Annotated in this window: 21 protein-coding genes; 7 read left to right on the forward strand and 14 right to left on the reverse strand. The window is 69.5% G+C overall.

Going from position 1 to position 23,772, the window contains the following annotated elements; translation table 11 throughout:
* Window positions 1-2 precede the first annotated feature (2 nt).
* On the forward strand, window positions 3-944 hold the full coding sequence (locus tag D8S75_RS11570; RefSeq protein ID WP_119966495.1) for a M48 family metalloprotease: 942 nt from the start codon (window positions 3-5) through the stop codon (window positions 942-944).
* A gap of 7 nt (window positions 945-951) precedes the next feature.
* Here D8S75_RS11570 and D8S75_RS11575 read toward each other — a convergent pair whose 3' ends face one another.
* The 12 genes from D8S75_RS11575 to D8S75_RS11635 all read right to left on the reverse strand — a co-directional run bounded on the left by D8S75_RS11575 (window position 952) and on the right by D8S75_RS11635 (window position 14,485).
* Entirely contained in the window at window positions 952-2,004 is a 1,053-nt protein-coding gene (locus D8S75_RS11575) for a DMT family transporter (RefSeq protein WP_119966496.1), read from the reverse strand.
* Entirely contained in the window at window positions 1,895-3,517 is a 1,623-nt protein-coding gene (locus D8S75_RS11580) for a gamma-glutamyltransferase family protein (protein ID WP_119966497.1), read from the reverse strand. Before D8S75_RS11580 ends, D8S75_RS11575 begins: the two co-directional genes overlap by 110 nt.
* A gap of 42 nt (window positions 3,518-3,559) precedes the next feature.
* Window positions 3,560-3,988 (reverse strand): acyl-CoA thioesterase, encoded by a 429-nt coding sequence (locus D8S75_RS11585; protein ID WP_119966498.1) that lies wholly within the window; start codon window positions 3,986-3,988, stop codon window positions 3,560-3,562.
* A gap of 9 nt (window positions 3,989-3,997) precedes the next feature.
* Window positions 3,998-5,290 (reverse strand): DUF3422 family protein, encoded by a 1,293-nt coding sequence (locus tag D8S75_RS11590; protein WP_119966499.1) that lies wholly within the window; start codon window positions 5,288-5,290, stop codon window positions 3,998-4,000.
* Between the two features lie 126 nt (window positions 5,291-5,416).
* Window positions 5,417-6,928, reverse strand: a complete 1,512-nt coding sequence (locus D8S75_RS11595; RefSeq protein WP_119966500.1) for a tripartite tricarboxylate transporter permease — start codon at window positions 6,926-6,928, stop codon at window positions 5,417-5,419.
* Window positions 6,929-6,945: 17 nt separating this feature from the next.
* A complete protein-coding gene (locus D8S75_RS11600) occupies window positions 6,946-7,434 on the reverse strand; it encodes a tripartite tricarboxylate transporter TctB family protein (protein ID WP_119966501.1) in 489 nt (162 codons plus the stop codon).
* Between the two features lie 285 nt (window positions 7,435-7,719).
* Window positions 7,720-9,513, reverse strand: a complete 1,794-nt coding sequence (gene tfpB, locus D8S75_RS11610) for a type IV pilus assembly ATPase TfpB (RefSeq protein WP_119966503.1) — start codon at window positions 9,511-9,513, stop codon at window positions 7,720-7,722.
* Between the two features lie 28 nt (window positions 9,514-9,541).
* Window positions 9,542-10,306, reverse strand: a complete 765-nt coding sequence (locus tag D8S75_RS11615) for a class I SAM-dependent methyltransferase (protein ID WP_119966504.1) — start codon at window positions 10,304-10,306, stop codon at window positions 9,542-9,544.
* Window positions 10,307-10,317: 11 nt separating this feature from the next.
* On the reverse strand, window positions 10,318-10,851 hold the full coding sequence (locus D8S75_RS11620) for a DNA-deoxyinosine glycosylase (RefSeq protein WP_119966505.1): 534 nt from the start codon (window positions 10,849-10,851) through the stop codon (window positions 10,318-10,320).
* Between the two features lie 95 nt (window positions 10,852-10,946).
* Window positions 10,947-11,771: a TatD family hydrolase gene (locus D8S75_RS11625; RefSeq protein WP_119966506.1), complete on the reverse strand. Its 825-nt coding sequence runs from the start codon at window positions 11,769-11,771 to the stop codon at window positions 10,947-10,949.
* A gap of 724 nt (window positions 11,772-12,495) precedes the next feature.
* Window positions 12,496-13,236 (reverse strand): lipoprotein-releasing ABC transporter ATP-binding protein LolD, encoded by a 741-nt coding sequence (lolD, locus tag D8S75_RS11630; RefSeq protein ID WP_119966507.1) that lies wholly within the window; start codon window positions 13,234-13,236, stop codon window positions 12,496-12,498.
* Window positions 13,229-14,485, reverse strand: coding sequence for a lipoprotein-releasing ABC transporter permease subunit (locus D8S75_RS11635; RefSeq protein ID WP_119966508.1), 1,257 nt, complete (start codon window positions 14,483-14,485; stop codon window positions 13,229-13,231). The genes lolD and D8S75_RS11635 overlap by 8 nt, the downstream gene beginning before the upstream one ends.
* A gap of 36 nt (window positions 14,486-14,521) precedes the next feature.
* On the opposite strand from D8S75_RS11635, the gene D8S75_RS11640 reads away from it, so the two are divergent.
* The gene (locus D8S75_RS11640) at window positions 14,522-15,469 is read left to right on the forward strand and encodes a phosphoglycerate mutase (protein WP_119966509.1); all 948 of its coding nucleotides are present in this window, start codon (window positions 14,522-14,524) and stop codon (window positions 15,467-15,469) included.
* The gene (recJ, locus tag D8S75_RS11645; RefSeq protein WP_119966510.1) at window positions 15,466-17,184 is read left to right on the forward strand and encodes a single-stranded-DNA-specific exonuclease RecJ; all 1,719 of its coding nucleotides are present in this window, start codon (window positions 15,466-15,468) and stop codon (window positions 17,182-17,184) included. Before D8S75_RS11640 ends, recJ begins: the two co-directional genes overlap by 4 nt.
* A 158-nt stretch (window positions 17,185-17,342) precedes the next feature.
* Here the strand turns inward: recJ and D8S75_RS11650 are convergent, their stop codons facing one another.
* The gene (locus D8S75_RS11650) at window positions 17,343-17,951 is read right to left on the reverse strand and encodes a TIGR00645 family protein (protein WP_119966511.1); all 609 of its coding nucleotides are present in this window, start codon (window positions 17,949-17,951) and stop codon (window positions 17,343-17,345) included.
* A 175-nt stretch (window positions 17,952-18,126) separates the two neighbouring features.
* The gene (locus tag D8S75_RS11655) at window positions 18,127-19,908 is read right to left on the reverse strand and encodes a methyl-accepting chemotaxis protein (RefSeq protein WP_119966512.1); all 1,782 of its coding nucleotides are present in this window, start codon (window positions 19,906-19,908) and stop codon (window positions 18,127-18,129) included.
* A 123-nt stretch (window positions 19,909-20,031) separates the two neighbouring features.
* On the opposite strand from D8S75_RS11655, the gene D8S75_RS11660 reads away from it, so the two are divergent.
* The 4 genes from D8S75_RS11660 (at window position 20,032) to D8S75_RS11680 (ending at window position 23,760) form a co-directional block, all read left to right on the forward strand.
* On the forward strand, window positions 20,032-20,889 hold the full coding sequence (locus tag D8S75_RS11660; RefSeq protein ID WP_119966513.1) for a 3',5'-nucleoside bisphosphate phosphatase: 858 nt from the start codon (window positions 20,032-20,034) through the stop codon (window positions 20,887-20,889).
* A 178-nt stretch (window positions 20,890-21,067) separates the two neighbouring features.
* Window positions 21,068-21,703: an L-threonylcarbamoyladenylate synthase gene (locus D8S75_RS11670; protein WP_119966514.1), complete on the forward strand. Its 636-nt coding sequence runs from the start codon at window positions 21,068-21,070 to the stop codon at window positions 21,701-21,703.
* A gap of 47 nt (window positions 21,704-21,750) precedes the next feature.
* The gene (locus D8S75_RS11675) at window positions 21,751-22,419 is read left to right on the forward strand and encodes a site-2 protease family protein (RefSeq protein ID WP_119966515.1); all 669 of its coding nucleotides are present in this window, start codon (window positions 21,751-21,753) and stop codon (window positions 22,417-22,419) included.
* 36 nt (window positions 22,420-22,455) lie between these two features.
* Window positions 22,456-23,760, forward strand: coding sequence for a tryptophan--tRNA ligase (locus D8S75_RS11680; protein ID WP_119966516.1), 1,305 nt, complete (start codon window positions 22,456-22,458; stop codon window positions 23,758-23,760).
* Window positions 23,761-23,772: the final 12 nt, after the last annotated feature.

The following is a 23,772-nucleotide window of genomic DNA, read 5'->3' on the forward strand; positions in this document are numbered from 1 at the left end:
CCATGCGACTTCCCCCCCTGCTTTCCCGCGCCACGCTGGCCGCCACCGCCTGCGCGGCGGCGCTGGCCCTCGCGCCGGCCGCCAGCCATGCCCAGAACATGCTGAACCTGCTGAACAACCTCGGCGGAGGCTCCAAGAGCTCGGGCGGCGGCCTGCTGGGCGCCGTGGTCGGCGGCAACACCGGCCAGGGCGAGGACCTCGTCAGCCTGCTCTCGCGCTCGGTCGAGAGCATCGACGAGCCGCGTGAGATCGAGATCGGCCGCCAGCTCGCCGCCGTGCTGCTGGGCAGCAAGCCCCTGCACCCCGACATGCAGTTGCAGCGCTACGTGAACCAGCTCGGCCGCTGGATCAGCCTGCAATCCGAGCGCCCCGGCCTGCCCTGGACCTTCATCGTGCTCGACGACAAGGGCTACAACGCCTTCGCGGCGCCCGGCGGCTACATCTTCGTCACCAAGGGGCTGATCGACAGCTGCGCCGACGAGGCCGAGCTGGCCGGCATCCTGGCGCACGAGATTACCCATGTGACCGCCAAGCACCACCTGCACGCCATGCGCAAGACGGCGCAGTCGGGCGTGCTGACGCAGCTCGTGGCCTCGCAGATCAAGACCAACGCCGTGGGCAACCTCGTGGCCTCGCAGCTGTTCGCGCTGGGCCGCAACCTTTATGCACGCGGCCTGGACCAGACCGACGAATACCACGCCGACCGTACCGGCGTGGCCCTGGCGGCGCGCGCCGGCTTCGACCCCTACGGCCTGGTGGCCGTGCTGCAGCAGCTGCGCACGGCCACGCCGGACAACCCCATGTTCACGCTGGCCCTGGCCACCCACCCACCAGCCCAGGCCCGGCTCGACCAACTGGAACAGGCCATGGGCAAGCGGCTCGACAAGTACACAGGCACGCCGCCCGTGACCGTGGCGCAGCGCCTGGGCTCGCGCAAGAAGTGAGCAGCCGCTAGGGCGCGCCGCGCGCCGGCCGGGTGAAGACGAAGATCCCGGCCAGCACCAGCACCGTGCCCGCCGCCACCCAGGGCGTGAACGGCTCGCCCAACACCACCGCCCCCAGGAGGATGGTGGACATCGGCCCCACCATGCCCACCTGAGCGGCCGGTCCGGCGCCGATGCGCTCGATGGCCATCATCACCATCAGCACGGGCGCGGCGGTGCACAGCAGGGCGTTGACCACCGACAGCCCCACCACCTCGGGCGCCACCCAAGCAGCCGCCAGCGGGCGCAGCAGCGCGAACTGCAGCAGGCACAGCACGCAGGCCACGCTGGTGGCCAGGCCGACGAGGCGCAGCGAGCCCAGGCGCTGCACCAGTTCGCCGCTGTAGACCAGGTAGACGGCATAGCTCACGGCGCTGCCGAACACCAGCGCCGTGCCCCAGGCCACGTCCGCGCCCTGCAGGTGCACCTCGCGGCCGAACACCAGCACCACGCCGCAGTAGCTCACGGCCATGCCCAGCGCCTGGCCCCAGCGGATGCCGCGCCCGTACACGGCCCAGCCCAGCAGCAGGACGATGGTCGGGTTGAGGTAGAGGATGAGCCGCTCCAGGCTGGCGCTGATGTAGGCCAGGCCGGCGAAATCGAGGTAGCTGGCGAGGTAGTAGCCCGAAAAACCCAGGCCCAGCACGCCAAGCCAATCCTTGCGCGTCAGTGGCGGCTGCCCCCGGCTGGCCCACCAGGCCATGGCCGCGAAGATGGGCAGCGCGAACAGCATGCGGTACATGATGAGCGTGACCGCGTCCACGCCATGGCGGTAGGCGAGCTTGACGATGATGGCCTTGGCGCTGAAGGCGATGGCGCCCAGCAGTGCCAGCACGATGCCGGACGCTCTTTTTTTAGGAGCTATCAGCGCTTGCTGTGATTGGCTTTGACTCACTTTTTGTCTAAATTTTCTAGAACCCGGCGGCCTGGCCGTCGCGCCGGGGGTCGCTGGCGGCCACGTAACCCTGGGTCTTGGCGTCGCCCAGGCGCCAGATGAACTGGCCCGCGCCGAACTCGCCATAGGGGTCGTCGACCACGGTCAACTCGTGGCCCAGCGCCGCCAGGCCCTGCTGGGTGGCCAGCGGCATGCTGGCCTCGGCGTTCACCGCCAGGCCCTGGTTGAAGCGCCAGCGCGGCGCGTCGCACGCGGCCTGCGGGTTCTGGCCGTGGTCGAGCATGCGCACCAGCGTCTGCACATGGCCCTGGGGCTGCAGGTTGGCGCCCATGACGCCGAAGCTCATGACGGGCTGGCCGTGCTGCGTGACGAAGGCCGGGATGATGGTGTGGAACGGCCGCTTGCCCGGCGCCACCAGGTTGGCCGGGTTGGCGCCACGCGGATCGGTGCTGAAGCCAAAGCCCCGGTTCTGCAGACTGATGCCGAAGCCGGGCTCGACGCAGCCCGAGCCAAAGCCCTGGTAGTTGCTCTGGATGAAGCTGACCATCATGCCGTCCTCGTCGGCGGCGGTGAGGTAGATGGTGCCGCCGCTGGTCGGTCGGCCCGCGCCGAAGTCCTGCGCCCTGTGCATGTCGATGAGTTTCGCACGCGCCGCGAGGTAGGCGCCATCGAGCATTTGCGCGGGGGTCACCTCCATCGACGAGGGCTCGGCCACGTAGCGGTAGGTATCGGCGAAGGCCAGTTTCATGGCCTCGATCTGCAGGTGCTGGGCCTGCGTGCCATCCACGGGCAGGCTGGCGAGGTCGAACTGCTCCAGGATGCCCAGTGCCATCAGCGCGGCGATGCCCTGGCCGCTGGGCGGGATCTCGTGCACCGTGAAGCCCCGGTAATCGCGCGCAATGGGCGCGACCCATTCGGCACGGTGCGCCGCCAGATCGGCGAGCGTGAGGGCACCGCCCTGCTGGGCCGCGAACCGCGCCAGCGCCTCGGCGATCTCGCCGCTGTAGAACGCCTCGCCGCGCGTGGCGCCGATGGCGCGCAGCGCGCGCGCCGCCGCCGGGAAGCGGAACAGCTCGCCCACCTGCGGCGCCCGCCCCCAGGGCATGAAACTCTGGGCGAAGCCGGGCTGCGCCTGCAGCCCGGGCACGGCGGCGGCCCATTTGCGCTGCACCACCACGGGCACGGCGTAGCCGCGCTCGGCGATCTCGGCGGCGGGGGCCATCAGGTCGGCGAAGGGCAGCCTGCCGAAGCGCTCGCTCAGCGCCACCCAGGCGCTCACCGCGCCGGGCACGGTGACGGCGTCGATGCCATGCTGCGGCGGCGTGCGCGCGCCCTCGCCGTATTTGCGGTGGAAGTACCCCGGCGTCCAGGCCTGCGGCGCGCGGCCCGAGGCGTTGAGGCCGTGCAGGGTGCCACCGTCCCAGAGGATGCAGAAGGCGTCGCTGCCCAGGCCGTTGCCCGTGGGCTCGCAGACGGCCATGGCCGCCGCCGCCGCCACGGCGGCATCGACCGCATTGCCGCCCTGCCACAGCATGCGCAGGCCGGCCTGCACGGCCAGGGGATGGGAGGTGGCGACCACGTTGCGCGCGAACAGCGGCAAGCGGGCGCTGGCATAGGGCTGCTGGTACTGGAAGGGCATGGGGCCATTATGGAAGCCAACGCCCCGGCGCGCAGGCCCCGGCTACAAGGCCGCGATGCGCTCCATGAAGCGCGGCGGCACCGTGGCCACCTTCTTGTCGCCGGGGTGCACGAACACCACGCCAAGCTTGCCGCGCGCCACCTCGCGGCCCGACTCCTTCTCGGTCATGCGGTAGACGATGTCGAAGCCGTATTTGTTGAAGTCCGCCGGCAGCATCTCGACGCGCATGGTCTCGCCATGGAAGCCCTCGGACTTGTACTGCGCCACGATGTCGCCCACCACGATGGACAGCCCTTCCACGCCGGCCTCGCGGTAGCCCAGGGCCTGGAAGAAGCGCACGCGCGCCTCGGACACCAGCGTGAGGAGTTGGGCGTTGTCGAGGTGCCCGCCCTGGTTGACATGGCTGATGTAGATCTGGATTTCGGTCGAGAACGTGAACCGCTCGGGCAGCTCGAACTGGATTCTGGGCATGGGAAGCCTTCAGTGTTTGAACATCTTGTGGTGCAGCCGCCGCAGCGACCACCACACCGTGACCCCCACCACCGGAATGGCGATGGCGGCCGAGGTTTCGGGCGAAAGCGGCCAGCCGAGCGTTTGCGCGCCCTTGGCGAGGTAACTCGCCAGGCCGACGATGTAGTACGTGATGGCGGCCACCGACAGCCCCTCCACCGTGGACTGGAGCTTGAGCTGCAGATCCTGGCGCTGGTTCATGCTGGCCAGCAGCGCCTGGCTGCTCTGCTGCTGCTCGATCTCCACGCGCGTGCGCAGCAGGTGGCTGATGCGCGAGACGCGGCGCGACAGCGCCTCCTGGCGGCGCGCGGCCCATTCGCAGGTGCTGCGCGCGGGCGAGAGGCGCCGGTCCATGAACTCGCGGATGGTCTGCAACCCGGCCAGGCGCGACTCGGCGATCTCGGCGATGCGCCGGTCCACCAATTCAAAGTAGGCCGTGCTCGCCGAAAAGCGCGAGTGCGTGGCCGCGTACTGGCTCTCCACCTGCCCCGCCAGCCGCGTGAGGCGGTCCAGCAGCACGGGCTCGTCGTCGCGGTTGGCCGAGCGGATCGCATCCGACAGCTCCGCCAGCTCGCGCTCGGCGCTGGCCAGCACGGCGGCGGCCTCGCGCGCCACCGGCAGCCCCAGCAGCGCGGCCATGCGGTAGGTTTCGATCTCCTGCAGGCGCTGCACCAGGCGGCCCAGGCGGCGCGGCGTCATGCCGCCCGTGAGCAGCACCATGCGCGATGAGCCGTCGGGGTGGATGGCGAAGTCGGTGTAGACCTCGCCATGGCCGTCGGCCACGGTGGCGGCGACCAGCGTGTCCTCGCTCAGCACATGGCGCACCAGCGAGCCCGAACCGAACTCCCGGGTCGGCAGCGCCCACAGGTGCAGGCTGCACAGGCACTGGCCCGGCAGGCGCGCCAGCCACTCGCGTGGCACGGCGCTGGTGGCGGCCACCGGCTCGCGCTCGCCAAAGCCCTCGGTCGCGATCGGCACGGTGAAGGTCCAGGCCACGAATTCGGTGTGCAGCTCCCAGCGGATACGCCAGGCGCCCAGGTCCACGCGCAGGTGCGTGGTGTGCTCGTCGGGCGGCGCCAGATGGTGGTCGCGCAGCAGCGCGGCGATGTGCGCCCGGCTGGCCTCGCGCCCGGCGGCGTCGGCCCACATGACGATGTGGGTGCTGGCCACGGGGCCTTCGATGGCCTCGGGCGGGCGGGCGTGGACTTCGTTGTGCAGCAGCGCGCGTTGCGGGTGCTGCGCGGGTTGGAGCGCGATGGGCATGGGCGGAGGAACCAGTTGAGCGCGCTATTGTGAAGGCTGGCGCGCGACCGTGTGCCGGGACGGCTCTCCAAAAAACAACGGCACCCGAAGGTGCCGTCGCGTGCGCCGGAGCAAGAACGCTCGGCGTCAGTCGTCGACGAAGGCTTCCTCGCGCTTGTTCTTCACGGCGGGCAGCAGCACGATGATGAGCAGCAGGGCCGCCACTGCCAGCAGGCTCGCCGAGATCGGGCGCGTGACGAACACGCTCCAGTCGCCGCGCGAGAGCAGCAGCGCGCGGCGCAGGTTCTCTTCCATCATGGGGCCGAGGATGAAGCCCAGCAGCAGCGGCGCCGGTTCGGTGCCCAGTTTGTGGAAGATGTAGCCCACCAGGCCGAAGGCGCCCACCATCCAGATGTCCCAGGTGTTGTTGTTGGTGGAGTACACGCCCACGGCGCAGAACAGCACGATGGAGGGGAACAGCCAGCGGTAGGGCACGGTCAGCAGCTTGATCCACAGGCCGATCAGCGGCAGGTTCAGGATCACCAGCATGGCGTTGCCGATCCACATCGAGGCGATCAGGCCCCAGAACAGCTCGGGGTTGCTGGTCATGACCTGCGGACCGGGCTGGATGTTGTGGATGGTCATGGCGCCCACCATCAGCGCCATCACGGCGTTGGGCGGAATGCCCAGCGTCAGCAGCGGGATGAAGGAGGTCTGCGAACCGGCGTTGTTGGCCGACTCGGGCGCGGCCACGCCACGGATGTTGCCCTTGCCGAACGGCACTTCGCCGGGCTGCAGCTTGGTCTTCTTCTCGATGGTGTAGGCCGCGAAGGCCGACAGCAGCGCGCCGCCGCCGGGCAGGATGCCCAGGGCCGAGCCCAGCGTGGTGCCGCGCAGCACGGCCGGCAGCATGCGCTTGAAGTCCTGCGCGGTGGGGAACAGGCCCTGCACCTTGGCGGTGAACACCTCGCGCTGGTCGTCCGGGCGGGCCAGGTTGGCGATGATCTCGCCGTAGCCGAACACGCCCATGGCGATGGCCACGAAGCCGATGCCATCGGTCAATTCGGGCACGTCGAAGGAGAAGCGCGCCACGCCGGAGTTCACGTCGGTGCCCACCAGGCCCAGCAGCAGGCCCAGCACGATCATGGCCACGGCCTTGAGCAGCGAACCCGAGGCCAGCACCACGGCGCCGATCAGGCCCAGGATCATCAGCGAGAAGTATTCGGCCGGGCCGAACTTGAAGGCCACCTCGGTCAGCGGCGCGGCGAAAGCCGCCAGGATCAGCGTGCCCACGCAGCCCGCGAAGAACGAGCCCAGGCCCGCGGCGGCGAGCGCCGGGCCGGCGCGGCCGTTGCGCGCCATCTGGTAGCCGTCGATCACGGTCACCACCGAGGACGATTCGCCCGGCAGGTTCACCAGGATGGCGGTGGTGGAGCCGCCGTACTGCGCGCCATAGTAGATGCCCGCGAGCATGATGAGCGCGGCCACGGGCGGCAGCGCGTAGGTGGCCGGCAGCAGCATGGCGATGGTGGCCACCGGGCCGATGCCGGGCAGCACGCCGATCAGCGTGCCCAGCAGGCAGCCGGCAAAGCAGTAGACGAGGTTCTGGAAGGTGAAGGCAACGCCAAAACCCAGGGCGAGGTTATCAAAGAGTTCCATGGTCTATCGCTCCTGGTTCAACCCGAAATGAAACTGGGCCACACGGGGAACTGGAGCTTGAGCGCCAGCACGAAGGCGCCGTAGCTGCCCACCGCGAGGATGGTGGCCAGCACGAACACGGCCTTGGCGCGGAACTCGCTGCCCGCGAGGCTGGCGATGAAGGTGAGCGCATAGATGGCCACGATCAGCCCCATGGCCGGCACGCCCATCGTGGGCAGGCCGGCGAGCAGGATGCCGAAGACCACGTTGGCCAGCAGGATGAAGAACAACGGCTTCCAGGCCCACTTGCCGATCTTGTCGCCGTCCACCGTCTCGACCACGGTGGCCTTGAAGGTGATGACGGCGCCGATCAGAGCCAGCAGGATGCCCAGCATCAGGGGGAAGTAGCCCGGGCCCATGCGCGCGCCGGTGCCGACGTTGTACGTGGTGGCGCCCCAGGCAAAGGCGGTTCCGACCCCCATGAACATGAGGCCGGAAAAAAAGTCTTTCTGACTCTTGATTTTCACGGAATGTCTCCCGACGTTGACTCGACTGCCGGGATTGTGTCGCCGCCGGGGCTGTCTTTCGATGTGGATTCCACCTACGCAAAGACCGAGGGTTATCCCGCGCAAGATGAAACACCGCCCTGTGTCGCTGCGCGCCTTCCCCCCGCTCTCGCATCGCCGTGCGATGCGGGCAGGGGGACGCCACCAGCGCGGCGGGGCGGCCCTTGCGCGGTGGCCGCTGGCCTGGGCCGCGCCGGTTTCATGGGCCGCAGGTGGCGCGCAGCGCTATGGGGAAATGGCGTTCGGCTAGCGCGGCGGCGGCGTGGCCGCCACCACCTCTTCGAGCGTGGTCAGGCCCTGCGCCACGCGCAGCGCGCCCGCCATGCGCAGCGGGCGCATGCCGTCCTTGACCGCCTGGCGGCGCAGCGCGTCGATGGAAGGCTCCTTGGTGATGCCCTCCTTGAGCGTTTCCGTGACGGTGAGCAGCTCGTACAGCCCCATGCGGCCGCGAAAGCCCGTCATGCGGCAATCCACGCAGCCCACGGGCTTGTAGGGGTGGTAGCCGCCGCCGAGCTTCCAGGGCTTGACCGCCTCGGCCAGCGCCTCCTGGGACGATGCCTCGTCGGGCACCTTGCACTGCTTGCACAGTGTGCGCACCAGGCGCTGCGCCAGCACCCCGAGCAGCGTGGCGTTGATGAGGTAGGACGGCACGCCCAGCTCCATCAGGCGCGTGACGGCCGAGGGCGCGTCGTTGGTGTGCAGGGTGCTGAACACCAGGTGGCCGGTCAGCGCGGCCTGCACCGCCATCTCGGCGGTCTCCAGGTCGCGGATTTCGCCCACCATGATGATGTCCGGGTCCTGGCGCATGAGGGCGCGCACGCCCTCGGCGAAGCTGAAGTCGAGCTGCGGCTGGACCTGCGTCTGGTTGAAACTGGTCTCGATCATTTCGATCGGGTCCTCCACGGTGCTGACGTTGACCTCCTCGGTCGCCACGCGCTTGAGCGTGGAATACAGCGTGGTGGTCTTGCCCGAGCCCGTGGGCCCGGTCACGAGGATGATGCCGTAGGGGTGCTTGATCAGTTCTTCCCAGCGCTTGGCATCGTGCTGCGAGAAGCCCAGCGCGTCCAGGTCCTTGATGGCCGTGTCGGGGTCGAAGATCCGCATCACCATCTTCTCGCCGAAAGCCGTGGGCAGCGTGGCCAGGCGCATTTCCACCTCGTCGCCGCGCTGGTTGCGCGTCTTGATGCGCCCGTCCTGCGGGCGGCGCTTCTCGACCACATCCATGCGCCCGAGCAGCTTGACGCGCGCCACCATGGCGTTCATCACGCCGGGCGGCATCTGGTAGACCGGGTGCAGCACGCCGTCGATGCGGAAGCGGATCACGCCCTGCTCGCGCCGGGGTTCGAGGTGGATGTCGCTGGCGCGCTGGTCGAAGGCGTATTGCCAGAGCCAGTCCACGACACGGATCACGCCCTGGTCGTTGGCGTCGAGCTGCTTGTTGCTCTTGCCCAGCTCGACGAGCTGCTCGAAGCTGCTGGCGCCGCTGTTGCCGCCCGCCTTCTGCGCCGCGCGCACCGACTTGGCCAGCGCGAAGAACTCGGCCGTGTAGCGGTGGATGTCCTGCGGGTTGGCGATCACGCGGCGCACCGGCCGCTTGGACTGGCGCTCGACCTCGGCCACCCAGTCGGTGATGAAGGGCTCGGCCGTGGCCACCACCACCTCCTTGGCCGTCACCTGCACCGGCAGCACCTTGTGGCGCTCGGCGTAGGTCGCGCTCATGGTGTCGGCCACCTTGCCCACGTCGACCTTGAGCGGGTCGATGCGCAGGTAGGGCAGGTCGCTGCGCTGCGCCAGGTACTCGGTCAGCATTTCCAGATCGAGCGGCTTGCCGTCGCTGGCGCGGGCCATGGCGACATTGGCCAACCGCACCAGCGGATGCTGCGAGCTTTCGGCCTGCGAGCAGCGCGCGATGGTGCGCTGCGCTTCCTCGGCGGCGATGACGCCGTCGCTGCTGAGCCATTCGACGATACGGCGCCAGTCGAGCGGCCCCGCTGGGGCAGCCACCAGTTCCGGCTTCGGGGAGATCGCGGCGTGGGTCATGGGAAAGCTTCCGTCAGGAAAGTGGATCTCAGAGGACGAGCGGTTTGAAGCCGCGCACCCATTTGGCGGTGGGAATTCCCCAGCGCTCCTGGATGTCCGCGCAGCGCGCGGCCAGCTCGCCGCGCTTGAAGCGGCTGGGCGTGCGCTGGGCCAGCACCACGGTGTTGCCTTCGCGCGTGGGCTTGAAGGCCCAGAGCGCATCCTCGCCGAAGGCGGCGGCGATCTGCTCCACGCTGTGCTCGAAGCTCGACGCGCGGCCGAACAGGTTCACCGTCATGCAGCCGTTCTCGCTCAGCAGAGCGCGGCAGTCGGTGTAGAAATCGGCGCTGTCGAGCACGGGCGCGGCCGCCTGGTGGTCGTACAGGTCCACGCACAGCGCGTCCACCGTGCCCTGCCACATCGGGTTGCGGATCTCCTGCGCGGCGTCGGCCAGCACCACGCGCAGCTTGGGGCCGTCGGGCGGCAGCTTGAACCAGGCGCGGCACACGGCCAGGACCTGCGGGTTCAGCTCGATGGTGGTGGCGCACATGCGCAGCTTCTTGTGGCAGAACTTGGTGATGGCGCCCGCGCCCAGGCCCAGTTGCATGGCGTGGCCCTTGCGCACGGCCTCGGGCTCCATGAACAGCAGCCAGGCCATCATGCGCTGGATGTATTCCAGCTCCAGGTCAAACGGCGCGGCGATGCGCATGGAGCCCTGGATCCAGGGCGTGCCCAGGTGCAGGTGGCGCACCTCGCCGTCGTCGGAGACGCTGACTTCGGGCAGTTCGGCGGTGTTGTTTTTCTTGCGGGCCATTCGGTTCAGGTTCAAAGAAGTCCATGCGTGGCGAGGGCCTGCGCCCAGGCTTCGCGCTTGCGCTCGAAGCTCCACGCGGCGTTGGCCGGGCTGGTGGACGGCAGCTTGAGCACCGGCACGCCCAGCCGCGCCGTGGCGCGCGCGTGGCGAAAGCTCTCGCCACCATTGTGGGCGATGGCGGCCAGGCGCGGGCAGCACGCGCGCAGGCCGGCGAAATCGTTCACTTCGGGGTGGCGGATGCGGCTGTCGAGGCTGCCTTCGCGCTCGCAAGCGCCATACACATCCCAAAGGCCCAGCCCGCGCGCGAGCAGCCAGGCGCAGCGCCCGGCGTAATCCCCGGGCATGGGGTGCTGCGGCCACAGCGCCTGCAGGATGCGCCAGAAATGGTTTTGCGGGTGCGCGTAATACTGCCGGGCGCGCAGCGAGGCCACGCCGGGAAAACTGCCCAGCACCAGCACCACCGTGCCCTCGCCCGCCACCGGCGGCAGGCCCACGAGCCGTGCGGCAGGCACGGTGGCGGGTGGAGCACTCGGGCGGGCGGTCATGGCAGGCAATGGGCGGGCACCGTGGTTACATTCACTATCAAATCAATAGCTGCTGGCGCTTGATTTTTAAGCGCCAAAGCCATTTTCATCCATTATCAAGCACGCCCCCGCAAACGCGGCAGCGCGTGCAGGGCGTTGGCATGGGTCTGTCGCGCCAGGTCTTCCAGCGGCATGCCGCGCAGGTCGGCCAGCACCTGCGCGATGCGCGGCAGCTCGGCCGGGGCGTTGCGCCCTTGCGGCTGGCCTGCGGAGCGCTCGGCGGCGGTGCGGTAGATCCAGTGCGGCGGCATGTCGGGCGCGTCGGTCTCCAGCACCAGCGCCTCGATGGGCAGTTCGGTGGCCAGGCGGCGCAGCTGCAGCGCGCGCTCGTAGCTCAGCGCGCCGCCAAAGCCCAGCTTGAAACCCAGCGCGATGAAGGCCTGCGCCTGCTGCAGGCTGCCGTTGAAGGCGTGCGCGATGCCGCCTTGCACCGGCAATTCGCGCAGGCCCTTGAGCAGCGCGTCGGCCGAGCGACGCACATGCAGGATCACGGGCAGATCGAAGCGCCGTGCCAGCTGCAGTTGCTGGCGGTAGAAGCGCATCTGCCGCTCACCGTCGAGCCCCGGCACGAAGAAGTCCAGGCCGATCTCGCCGATGGCGACGAGGTGGGGGTCGGCATGGTGCTGCTCCAGCCATTGCGCCAGTTTTTCCACGTCGTCATCCGCCGCCTGCGGGGTGTAGAGCGGGTGGATGCCCAGGGCGTAGCTGTCGCCATGGCGGTGGGCAAGCTGGCGCACGGCGTCGGCATGGGCCACCTGCACGGCCGGGATGACGAGGTGCTGCACGCCGGCGGCGCGGGCCTGGGCGCGCACTGCATCCACGTCCGGGGCGAACTCCGGGGCGTCGAGGTGGCAGTGGGTGTCGATCCAGGTGGGGGGCATGGGCACATGATCCCACAGGGGTGGCTGTTCATGGCGCGAAGGCTTTGCTGAGGACGGAGGCCGGGATGTGCCCCCGGCGGGGCACCTTCTTTTCTTGTCTCGCCAAGAAAAGAAGGCAAAAGAAGGCGACCCTCAGTCTGCGACCCCTTCGCGTTGCGAAGGGGCAAACCTGCGCCGGTGCGCTTGCGGGGTGCGCCGTGGAACTCACTGCACTGCTGCGCAGCTACGTTCGAACAACCACGGCGAGTCAGTCTACGCAAGCATGCGCGCTCCGACGCCCATGCCACCCCGCAACCTCCCCACCGCAGGCGCAGCCACAAGGGGTTTGAAGTCCCCACGGGCCATCGCTGCGCTCGGCCCCCAAGGGCGCCGGCGCTTCGCGCCGCGAGCGCCAGGCCGAGCGCAGCGATGGCCCGTGTGGATGTTCAATGGGTTCCCTTCTGTCCGTGCCGAGAAGCGCAGCGCAGGGGGTGGCATGCGTGCCGAAGGACACGCATGCTTCGTGCTCTGGCTTGCCGTGGTTGTCCGAACGGAGCGCGCCAGCGCGCAGTGAGTTCCACGGCGCACCCCCTGCGCGAGCATCGCAGGTTGCCCCCACGCGCAGCGTGGGGGTCACGGACAGCAGGGTCGCCTTTTCTTTGCTTACTTTCTTTTGGCGAAGCAAAAGAAAGTGAGTCGCCCGCCGGGGCGACATCCCGGCCTACGGCCTCAGCAAAGCCCCAGACTACCCAGCCACATCCAACCGCCCCGCCACCAGCCGCAGCACCCGGTCGCACCGCGCTGCCAGCGTCTCGTCATGCGTCACCATCACAAACGCCGTCCCCTGCTCCCGCGCCAACTGCAGCATGAGCTGGAACACGCCCTCCGCCGTGGCGCGGTCGAGGTTACCCGTGGGTTCGTCGGCCAGCACGCAGGCCGGCTGGGTGACCAGGGCACGCGCGATGGCCACGCGCTGGCGCTCGCCGCCCGACAGCTCGGCCGGGCGGTGCTGCACGCGGCCGGCCAAGCCCACGTGGTCCAGCATCTGCGCGGCGCGGCGCGTGCATTCCTCATACGGCAGGCGCCGGATGCGCAGCGGCATCGCCACGTTGTCGAGCGCGCTGAACTCGGGCAGCAGGTGGTGAAACTGGTAGACAAAGCCCAGGTGCTGGTTGCGCAGATCGCCCTGTTGCGCCGCCGACAGTTGCGCCAGGTGCTGGCCATGCAGGTGCACGCTGCCCGACGTGGGCGCGTCCAGCGCGCCCAGCAGGTGCAAGAGCGTGCTCTTGCCCGAGCCCGAGGCGCCGACGATGGCCAGCGTCTCGCCCGCGCGCACTTCCAGGTCCACGCCCTGCAGCACCGTCACATCAAGCCGGCCCTCGGTGAAGCGCTTGGTCAGGCCCCGGGCCTGCAGAACAGTCTTTGTTTTGAAGCCATTCTGGCCTCCAGCGCCTTCTGGATAAGCGCTACCAGCTACATTATTCATAGCGCAAGGCCTCGGCAGGGTTGACGCGGCTGGCGCGCCAGCTCGGGTACAGCGTGGCCACGAAGGCCAGCACCAGCGAGATCACGCCCACGGGCACGATGTCGGCCGGCTGCGGGTCGCTGGGCATGCGGCTGATGAGGTAGATGTCCTTGGGCAGGAAGCTCGCGCTCAAGAGCCGCTCGATGGCGGGCACGATCACGTCGATGTTGAAGGCGATGCCCAGGCCCAGCAGCAGCCCGGCCAGCGTGCCGATGACGCCCACCATCGCGCCCTGCACCACGAAGATGCCCATGATGCTGCGCGGGCTGGCGCCCAGGGTGCGCAGGATGGCGATGTCGGCGCGTTTGTCCTGTACCGTCATCACCAGCGTGGAGACGAGGTTGAACGCCGCCACGGCCACGATGAGCGTGAGGATGATGAACATCATGCGTTTTTCGAGCTGCACGGCGGCAAACCAGGTGCGGTTCTGCTGCGTCCAGTCGCGGATGCGCAGGTCGCCGCTCAGGCTACCCGCCAGGTCTTGCGCCACGGTGCGCGCCTGGTGCAGGTCGCGCAGTTTCAGGCGGATGCCGGTGGGGCCTTCGAGGCGGAAGATGCGCTGCGCGTCCTCGTGGTGCAGCAGCACCAGGGTGGAGTCGTATTCATAGTGGCCCGAGTCGAAAGTGCCGGCCACCCGCATCTGCTTGAGGCGCGGCACCACGCCGGCCGGCGTGACCTGGCCGGTGGGCGCGATCAGCGTGACCACGTCACCCTCGCGCACGCCCAGCATGCGCGCCAGCTCGCCACCCAGCACCACGCGGAATTCGCCCGGCACGAGCTGGGCCAGCGCCTCGCCGCGGCCGTTGGCCACCAGGTCGGTGACCTCGGGCTCGCGCGCCGGGTCGATGCCGCGCACCAGCGCGCCCTTCATGTCCTCGCCGCGCGCCAGCAGCGCCTGCGCCGCGACGAACGGCGCCGCGCCCACCACCTGCGGGTGCTGGCGCGCCTCCTGCAACGTGAGCGCCACGTCGGGCAAGGCCGCGCCGCCGGGGGCGAAGATTTCGATGTGCGAGACCACGCTGAGCATGCGGTCGCGCACCTCTTTCTGGAAGCCGTTCATCACCGACAGCACGATGATGAGCGCCGCCACCCCGAGCGCGATGCCCAGCATGGACACGCCCGAGATGAACGAGATGAAGCCATTGCGCCGCGTGGCGCGGCCCGCGCGGGTGTAGCGCCAGCCCAGGGCCAGTTCGTAAGGGATTTGCATGTGGGCGCGATTGTGGCATCCCGCAAAATACCCGGCATGCCGGACCCCCTCCACCTGATCATCCCCTATGCCGCCGGCGCTTCCCAGGCCGGCCAGCAGGCCCTGGCCGGCCTGGCCCTGCCCCACCTGGACCGGCTGCTCGCGCGCCTGACACTGCAGGAAAGCGATGTGGCCGATGACGACGCCCTCTCCGCCCCGCACGAGCGCGCCCTGGCGCGCGCGCTGGGCCTGCCGAGCGCGCCGGGCCGCATCCCCTGGGCCGCGCACCACCTGCACCAGCAGGGCCGCCACGCCCAGGGCGCCTGGGCCTTCGTCACGCCCTGCCACTGGCGCGTGGGCGCCGACCATGTCACGCTGGACGACCCGGCCCAGCTGCAACTGACCGAGGACGAGGCACGCGCCCTGCTCGCCCTCATGGCGCCCTGGTTCGCGGAGGACGGCATCACGCTGCATTACGACCAGCCCACGCGCTGGCTGGCCCAGGGCGACCTGTTGGCCGACCTGGCCACCGCCTCGCCCGAGCGCGTGCTGCACCGCGACGTCTCGCACTGGCTGCCCGGCGAACAGAAAACGCACCCGCTGCGCCGCCTGCACAGCGAGATGCAGATGCTGCTCTACACCCACGCCTTCAACGAGGCGCGCGAGGCGCGGCGCCTGCCGCCCGTCAACGCCTTCTGGGTACACGGTGCCGGCCAGTTGCCCCAGGCGCCCCACCCCCCGGGCCCGCCGCCCGTGGTGGAGGACGGCTTGCGCGAGCCCGCGCTGCGCGAGGACTGGGCCGCCTGGGCCGCCGCCTGGCAGGCGCTCGACGCCGGCGCGCTGGCGCGGCTGGCCGAGCAAGTGGCGCGCGGCGGCGCGGCGCGGCTCACGCTGTGCGGCGAGCGCGGCGCGCTCACCTGGCACACGGCGCCGCGTTCGCTGGGCCAGAAGATTTCAAGCATTTTCAGGCCCCAGCGCTTTGCGGACGTGCGCGAGCAGCTATGAAAATAATAGCCAGAGACATCCCGCCCCGCGCCGCCTGGGCGCTGGAGCAGGCCGGCATCCACCCGCTGCTGGCGCGCCTGTACGCCGCGCGCGGCGTGACGGCCAAGGACGACCTGGACGACGGCCTGGCGCGCCTGCTGCCGCCCGCCGGGCTCCAGGGCATCAAGGACGCCGCGCGCCTGCTGGCCGACGCCATCGCGCGCGACCAGCGCCTGTGCATCGTGGCCGACTACGACTGCGACGGCGCCACCGCCTGCGCCGTGGCCGTGCGCGGCCTGCGCCTGCTGGGCGCGCGCCACGTGGATTACCTCGTGCCCGACCGCGTGGTCGATGGCTACGGTCTGACCCCGCCGATCGCCCGGCGCGTGCAGGAGCGCGGCGCCGACCTGCTCATCACCGTGGACAACGGCATCGCCAGCTGCGAGGGCGTGGCCCAGGCCAAGGCGCTGGGCCTCTCGGTGCTGGTGACCGACCACCACCTGCCCGGCGCCGAACTGCCGCAGGCCGACGCCATCGTCAACCCCAACCAGCCCGGCTGCACCTTCGAGAGCAAATCCATCGCGGGCGTGGGCGTGATGTTCTACGTGCTGCTGGCGCTGCGCTCGGAGCTGCGTGCGCGCGGTGTGTTCGACACCAGCAATCAACCAAAACTTGACCCGCTGCTGCCCCTCGTGGCCCTGGGCACCGTGGCCGACGTGGTGCGGCTCGACGCCAACAACCGCCGCCTGGTGGCGCAGGGCTTGAAGCGCATCCGCGCGGGCCAGATGCCACCCGGCATCGCCGCCCTGCTGCGCGTGGCCGGACGCCAGCCGCCCCTGGCCACCACCTTCGACTTCGGCTTCGCGCTGGGCCCGCGCATCAACGCCGCCGGGCGCCTGGCCGACATGACGCTGGGCATCGAGTGCCTGCTGACCGACGACACGGCGCGCGCCGACCACCTGGCACAGCAGCTCGACGCCATCAACCGCGAGCGCCGCGAGATCGAGGGCGGCATGCGCGAGCAGGCGCAACTGCTGGCCGAGAACCTGTTCGAGGACGGCGAAGAACCGCCGCCCGCCATCAGCGTGTTCGACCCCGACTTCCACGAGGGCGTCGTGGGCATCGTGGCTTCGCGCATCAAGGACCGGCTGCACCGCCCCACCTTCGTCTTCGCCGCCAGCGGCGCGCCGGGCAAGGAGCACGAGCTCAAGGGCTCGGGCCGCTCCATTCCCGGTTTTCACCTGCGCGACGCGCTCGACCTCGTGGCCAAGCGCCACCCCGGCGTGCTGCTGCGCTTTGGCGGCCACGCCATGGCGGCGGGCTGTACCGTGCCGGAAGACCGCTTCGAGGAATTCGAGCAGGCGCTGGCCCAGGTGGCGCGCGAATGGCTGGACGCCGCCACGCTCACGCGCAAGCTGGAAACCGACGGCCCCCTGGCGCCCGAATACCGCCGCGCCGACCTGGTGGACACGCTGCACCGCGAGGTCTGGGGCCAGGGCTTCGCCCCGCCGACCTTCAGCGAGGAGGTGCAGGTGCTGAGCCAGCGCCTGGTGGGCGAGGCCAGGAACCACCTGTCGATCAAGCTCATCCACCAGGGCCAGCCCGTGGACGCCATCTGGTTCGGCCGCACCGAGCAGTTGCCCGCCCGCGTGCTGCTGGCCTTCCGCCTCGACGTGAACGAGTGGAAGGGCGAGCGCAAGGTGCAGTTCCTAGTGGAGGGCGCGGAGGTGAAGTGACCCCCTGCGGCGCTGCGCACCTTCCCCCAAAGGGGACTTTGCTTAGCGCGGCGGGGCGGCCCTTGCGCGGCGGCCGCTGGCCTGGGCCGCGCCAGTTTCAGGGAATGCGGGCGGAGCCCGGCCCGGGGGGCAACCGGTGCATTCGCGCCTGCAAGCGCTCAGTGGCTTGCGTTGGCGGCGGCGTGCGATGCGCTGAGCAGGCGGTCGGTCAGCGCGATGGCCAGCGCGCTGAGCAGGAAGACCACATGGATGATGGTCTGCCACATCAGCACCTTGAGGTCGTAGTTCGCGGCGTTGATGAAGGTCTTGAGCAGGTGGATCGAGCTGATGCCGATGATGGCGGTGGCCAGCTTGACCTTGAGCACCGAGGCGTTCACGTGGCTGAGCCACTCGGGCTGGTCGGGGTGGCCTTCGAGATTCATGCGGCTCACAAAGGTCTCGTAGCCGCCGACGATGACCATGATGAGCAGGTTGGAGATCATCACCACGTCGATCAGCGCCAGCACCACCAGCATGATGATGGTCTCGTTCAGGCTGGTGATCTGCACGTCGGTCTTGTAGCCGATGCTGGTGATCAGGGCCTGCAGCGCCTTCTCGTTGCCGAAAGCCGCCTCCAGCAGGTGCACCAGTTCCACCCAGAAGTGGAACACGTACACGGCCTGCGCCGCGATCAGCCCCAGGTACAGCGGCAGCTGCAGCCAGCGGCTGGCGAAGATCATGGAAGGCAGGGGACGCAAAGCGGCGCTGGGACGGTGGTTCGCGGACATGGGCAGTAGCGGTGGTGGACGGGCCGCAGATTGTAGAAGAGCACCGTCCGGCCTGCCGGGCCCGGCGCCATGCCCCGCGCATCATCTCAAGCAAAAATAGCATCCAGCGCTTGCCGCACAAGCGCCGAATGCTATCTTTTTAAAAGCAATTCCCGGCCATCACGGCCGGGCAGGCTCAGAAGCTTTCCCAATCGTCATCGGCCGCCTGGGCCGCCCGCGGTGCCGCGGGTGCGGGGATGCGTGGCGCGGCGGCACTGGGGGCCGTGGCCTTGCGGGCGGGCGCGGGGCCCGCGACGGCGGGCTTGGCGCTGGCCGGCGCGGCCACCTTCCGGGGCGCCTGCGCCGAGGGCGCGGCCACGGGCCTGGGCGCGGCCGCCGGACGCGGCGCCTGCCGCAGGGCCGGCGCGGCGCTGGCGCCCACGTTGAACACGGCCACCACGTCGGTCAGGTGGTGCGCCTGGTCGCGCAGCGAGGTGGCGGCGGCGGTCGATTCCTCGACCAGGGCGGCGTTCTGCTGCGTCATCTGGTCCAGCTGCGTGACGGCCTGGTTGACCTGGGCGATGCCGTCGCGCTGCTCGGTGGACGAAGCGGTGATTTCGCCGATCAGGTCGCTCACGCGCTGCACGCTGGAGACGATCTCGTCCATGCTCTGCCCGGCCTCGGCCACCTGCTGCGAGCCGGTCTCGACGTTCTCGACCGAGGCGCCGATCAGTTGCTTGATCTCCTTGGCGGCCTCGGCGCTGCGCCCGGCCAGGCTGCGCACCTCGCTGGCCACCACGGCGAAGCCCCGGCCCTGCTCGCCCGCGCGCGCCGCTTCCACGGCGGCGTTCAAGGCCAGGATGTTGGTCTGGAAGGCGATGCCGTCGATCACGCCGATGATGTCGGCGATCTTGCGCGAACTGTTGGTGATCTCCTGCATGCTGGCCACCACCTGGCCCACCACCTCGCCGCCGCGCGTGGCGGCCTTGGCCGCGTTGGCGGCGAGCTGGTTGGCCTGGCGCGCCGTGTCGGCCGACTGGGTCACGGTGGCCGTGAGCTGCTCCATGCTGGCGGCGGTCTGCTGCAGGTTGGAGGCCGTCTGCTCGGTGCGCGAGGACAGGTCCTGGTTGCCCGTGGCGATCTCGGTGGAGGCGAGCGTCACGGCCTCGACGCCCGTGCGCACCTCGCCCACCAGGCCGCGCAGACGCACGACCATGCTGCCGAGCGAGCCGAGCATGTGGCCGAACTCGTCCTTGCGCGTGGTGTGGATGTCGCGGGTCAGGTCGCCGGCGGCGATGGCGTCGATGGTGGCCACCGCCTCGTCCAGCGGGCGGGTGATCGAACGCACCAGCACCCGCGCCATGAACAGCGCGGCCAGCACCACCAGGGCCGTCACGCCCCAGGCGATGACGCTGAACTGCGTGCGGCGCGCCTCCGCGCTGGCGCGCACCTGCTCCCGGCGCTTTTCGAGCACCTTGACGAAATCGTCCTGCGCCTTGAGGTAGGACGCCACCAGCGGCGTGAGCTGCTCATCGGCGAAGCGCTGGGTGGCCACCGCGTCGCCCGCGCCCTTGAGCTCCCAGGTCTTGGCCGTGGCATCGAGGGTTTTCTTGCGCTCGGCCGCGATGTGGTCGAGCGCCTGCTTTTCATCCGGATCGACGGTGGCCTTGGCGATATCGGCCTGGATCTTGTTGATGCCGCCGATGATCTCCTTCACGCGGGTGCCGTACTGCTCCGCCAGCACGGCGTCCGTGGTCACGGCGCCCCCCATCACCATGGTCACCGCCGTTTCGGTGGCGCCGCGCCAGCGCACGGCCGAGGTGATGCGGTCCTCGATGGTCTGCACGTCCGCCATGGTCTGCTCCATCGAAGCCGCATAGCGGTTGAGCAGGATGCCGGACATCAGAACCATGGCCACTACCACGCAAAGCAGGGTTCCCCACAGTTTGCGCGATACACGGATATTGTCGAATTGCATGATCTCCCCTCTTGGATCCCGAGAATATACACATATTGTCACATTTGCCTGGTATATAGCCTACGCCCATGCGGCACCCACCTCGCACCAGCAGGCCCCGGGACAAACCCGTAGAATGGTCCGGTGACCTCCTACACCAACGCCGATCTGCACTGCCATTCCGTCGTTTCCGACGGAACCCTGGACCCCGAGGCACTTGCCGCCCGGGCCCGGACCAACGGTGTTGACCTGTGGGCGCTGACCGACCACGACGAAGTCGGCGGCCAGCACCGCGCTGCCGCCGCCGCGCGTGCCCAGGGCATGGCCTACCTCACCGGCGCGGAGATTTCGGTCACCTTCGCCAACACCACGGTGCACATCGTCGGCCTGGGCTTCGATGCCGACGACACCCGGCTCATCGAAGGCCTGGCGCGCACGCGCGGCGGGCGCGGCGAGCGCGCCCAGGAAATGGCCGCCCAACTGGCCCAGGTGGGCATCCACGGTGCTTACGAAGGCGCGCTGCGCTACGTGGGCAACCCCGAACTGATCTCGCGCACCCATTTCGCCCGCTTCCTGGTGGAGGCCGGGGTGTGCAAGGACACCTCCGAGGTGTTCCGCAAATACCTCATCGAAGGCAAGCCCGGCTTCGTGCCGCACCGCTGGGCCACGCTGGGCGACGCGGTGCGCTGGATCACCGAGGCCGGCGGCGTGGCCGTGATCGCCCACCCGGCACGCTACCGCCTCAGCGCCAACGAGGAGTTCGCGCTGTTCTCCGAATTCAAACAGCATGGCGGCCAGGCTGTCGAGGTGGTCACCGGCAGCCATTCGGCGGCCGAGGCCGTGAGCTACGCCGCCATGGCGCAGGAGTTCGGCCTGGCCGCCTCGCGCGGCAGCGACTTCCACAGCCCCGACGAGTCCCACACCGACCTGGGCACGCTGCCCCCGCTGCCCAGCCATCTCACCCCCGTCTGGGACCTGGTGGCCGACCGCATCCTGAAGTGAACCACCCCCCTGAGGCCCTGCGGGCCTTCCCCCCGCTCTCGCAGCGCTACGCGTTGCGGGCGGGGAGATGCCGCCAGTGCGGCGGGGCGGCCCTTGCACGGCGGCCCTGGCTTGGGCCGTGGCAGTTTCACAGGCTGCTGGCGGCAAACAGTCCCATGGCCGACTAAGATCTTCCACTATGGCCCAGTACTTCGAAGTCCACCCCGAGAACCCGCAACCCCGGCTGCTCAAGCAGGCCGCAGCCCTGCTGCACAAGGGCGGCGTGGTGGCCGTGCCCACCGATTCCAGCTACGCCCTGGTGTGCCACCTCGACGACCGCGACGCGGCCGACCAGTTGCGCCGCATCCGGCAGGTGGATGACAAGCACCACCTCACGCTGCTGTGCCGCGACCTGTCGGAACTGTCGAGCTACGCGCGCGTGGACAACCGCCAGTTCCGCCTGCTCAAGCTGGCCACGCCCGGGGCCTACACCTTCATCCTCGAAGCCACCAAGGAAGTGCCGCGCCGCGTGAGCCACCCCTCGCGCAAGACCATCGGCCTGCGCGTGCCCGAGCACAAGACGCTGCAGGAGCTGCTGGCCCTGCACGGCGCGCCGCTGCTGGCCACCACGCTGATCCCGCCCGGCGAAAGCGAGCCGCTGAACGACGCGCACGAGATCCGCGACCGGTTCGAGCATGCCCTGGCCGCCGTGGTCGACGCGGGCGCCTGCCCTTCCGAGCCCACGACGGTGGTCGACCTCACGCCCATGGGCACGGGCGGCGAGCCCGAGGTGGTGCGCGAAGGGCGCGGCAGCCTGCAGGCGCTGGGGCTGTGACCGCCCCGGGGCGGCGGCAGCGACGGCGCGTCTGAGACAATCGCGCGGTGGACCCTTCCAATCTCATCCAAACCGTTCTGATCTACGCCCTGCCGGTGCTGTTCGCCATCACCGTGCACGAGGCGGCCCATGGCTATGCGGCGCGCCACTTCGGCGACAACACCGCCTACATGATGGGGCGCATCACGCTCAACCCCCTCAAGCACATCGACCCGGTGGGCACCATCCTGATGCCCCTGCTGCTGTACTTCGCCACCTCGGGCGCCTTCCTGTTCGGCTACGCCAAGCCGGTGCCGGTGAACTTCGGCAACCTGCGCAAGCCCAAGCAGCACATGGTATGGGTGGCACTCGCGGGGCCGGCCTCCAACTTCGTCCAGGCCGTGTTCTGGGCGGTGCTGCTCGTGGCCCTGGTGGGCATGGGCATCGACGAGCGCTTCTTCATCGAGATGGCCCGCGCCGGGGTGCTGGTCAACCTCGTCATGTGGGCCTTCAACCTGTTCCCGCTGCCGCCGCTCGATGGCGGCCGCATCCTCGTGGGGCTGCTGCCCTGGAAGCAGGCGCACCTGCTCTCGCGCGTGGAGCCCTGGGGCTTCTTCATCGTGATGGCCCTGGTGATCGCGGGCATTGTCGGCAGCCTGTGGCTGCGCCCGCTGATGGCGCTGGGCTATGGCGCCATCAACCTGTTGCTCGTTCCACTCACCGCCTTGCTGCGCTAACCCCGCTATTCCCCTTTTTCTGCAGACATTGTTCCCATGAGCACCACGCGTTTTCTCACCGGCATCACCACCACGGGCACGCCCCACCTGGGCAACTTCGTCGGCTCGATCCGCCCCTCGGTGCAGGCCAGCCTGCGCCCCGGCGTGCAGAGCTTCTACTTCCTGGCCGACTACCACGCGCTCATCAAGTGCGAGGACCCGGTGCGCATCCAGCGCTCCACCCTGGAGATCGCCGCGAGCTGGCTGGCCTCCGGCCTGGACCCGGAGAAGGTCACCTTCTACCGCCAGTCCGACATTCCCGAAATCCCCGAGCTGACCTGGCTGCTCACCTGCGTGACCGGCAAGGGCCTGCTCAACCGCGCCCACGCCTACAAGGCCGCGCAGGACAAGAATGCCGCCGCAGGGCGCGAGCAGGACGATGGCGTGACCGCCGGCCTGTTCATGTACCCCGTGCTCATGGGCGCCGACATCCTGATGTTCAAGGCCCACAAGGTGCCCGTGGGGCGCGACCAGGTGCAGCACATCGAGATGGCGCGCGACATGGGCGCGAGCTTCAACCACCTCTATGGCGAGCACTTCGTGCTGCCCGAGGCGGTGATTGACGACCATGTGGCCACCCTGCCCGGCCTGGACGGCCGCAAGATGAGCAAGAGCTACGACAACACCATCCCGCTGTTCTCCAGCCGCGAGCAGCTGAAAAAGCTCATCGGGGGCATCCTGACCGACTCGCGCGCGCCCGGCGAGCCCAAGGACACCGAAGGCTCGGCCCTGTTCCAGATCTACCAGGCCTTCGCCACCGAGGCAGAAACCGCCGCCCTGCGCCAGGCCTACGCGGACGGCATCGCCTGGGGTGATGCCAAGCAGGTGCTGTTCGAGCGCGTGGACCAGGTGGTGGCGCCGATGCGCGAGCAGTACGAGGCACTGATCAACAACCCCGCGCGCATCGAGGCCACGCTGCTGACCGGCGCCGAGCGCGCCCGCGCCATGGCCACGCCCTTCCTGCGCGAGTTGCGCTCGGCCGTGGGCCTGCGCAGCCTGGTGCAGGCCGCCGCCCCACAAAAAGCGGCCAAGGCCGCCAAGGCGGCCCTGCCCAGCTTCAAGCAGTACCGCGAGAACGACGGCAAGTTCTACTTCAAGCTGGTCGCCTTTGATGGCCGCCTGCTGCTGCAGAGCACCGGCTTCGACGCCCCCAAGGAAGCCGGCCAGGCCATCGCCCAGCTGCAGAAGGACCCGCAGGCCCTGCAAACCCTGGCCACGCGCCTGGCGCCGGTGGACGGCGTGGCCGCCGCCGACGTGCAGGCCGCGCTGCAGGCACTGGTGGACGCGGCCGCCGCCGCATGACGGCGCGAATGC

The sequence above is a fragment of the Simplicispira lacusdiani genome (assembly GCF_003604195.1).
GTDB classification, from domain to species: domain Bacteria; phylum Pseudomonadota; class Gammaproteobacteria; order Burkholderiales; family Burkholderiaceae_C; genus Simplicispira; species Simplicispira lacusdiani.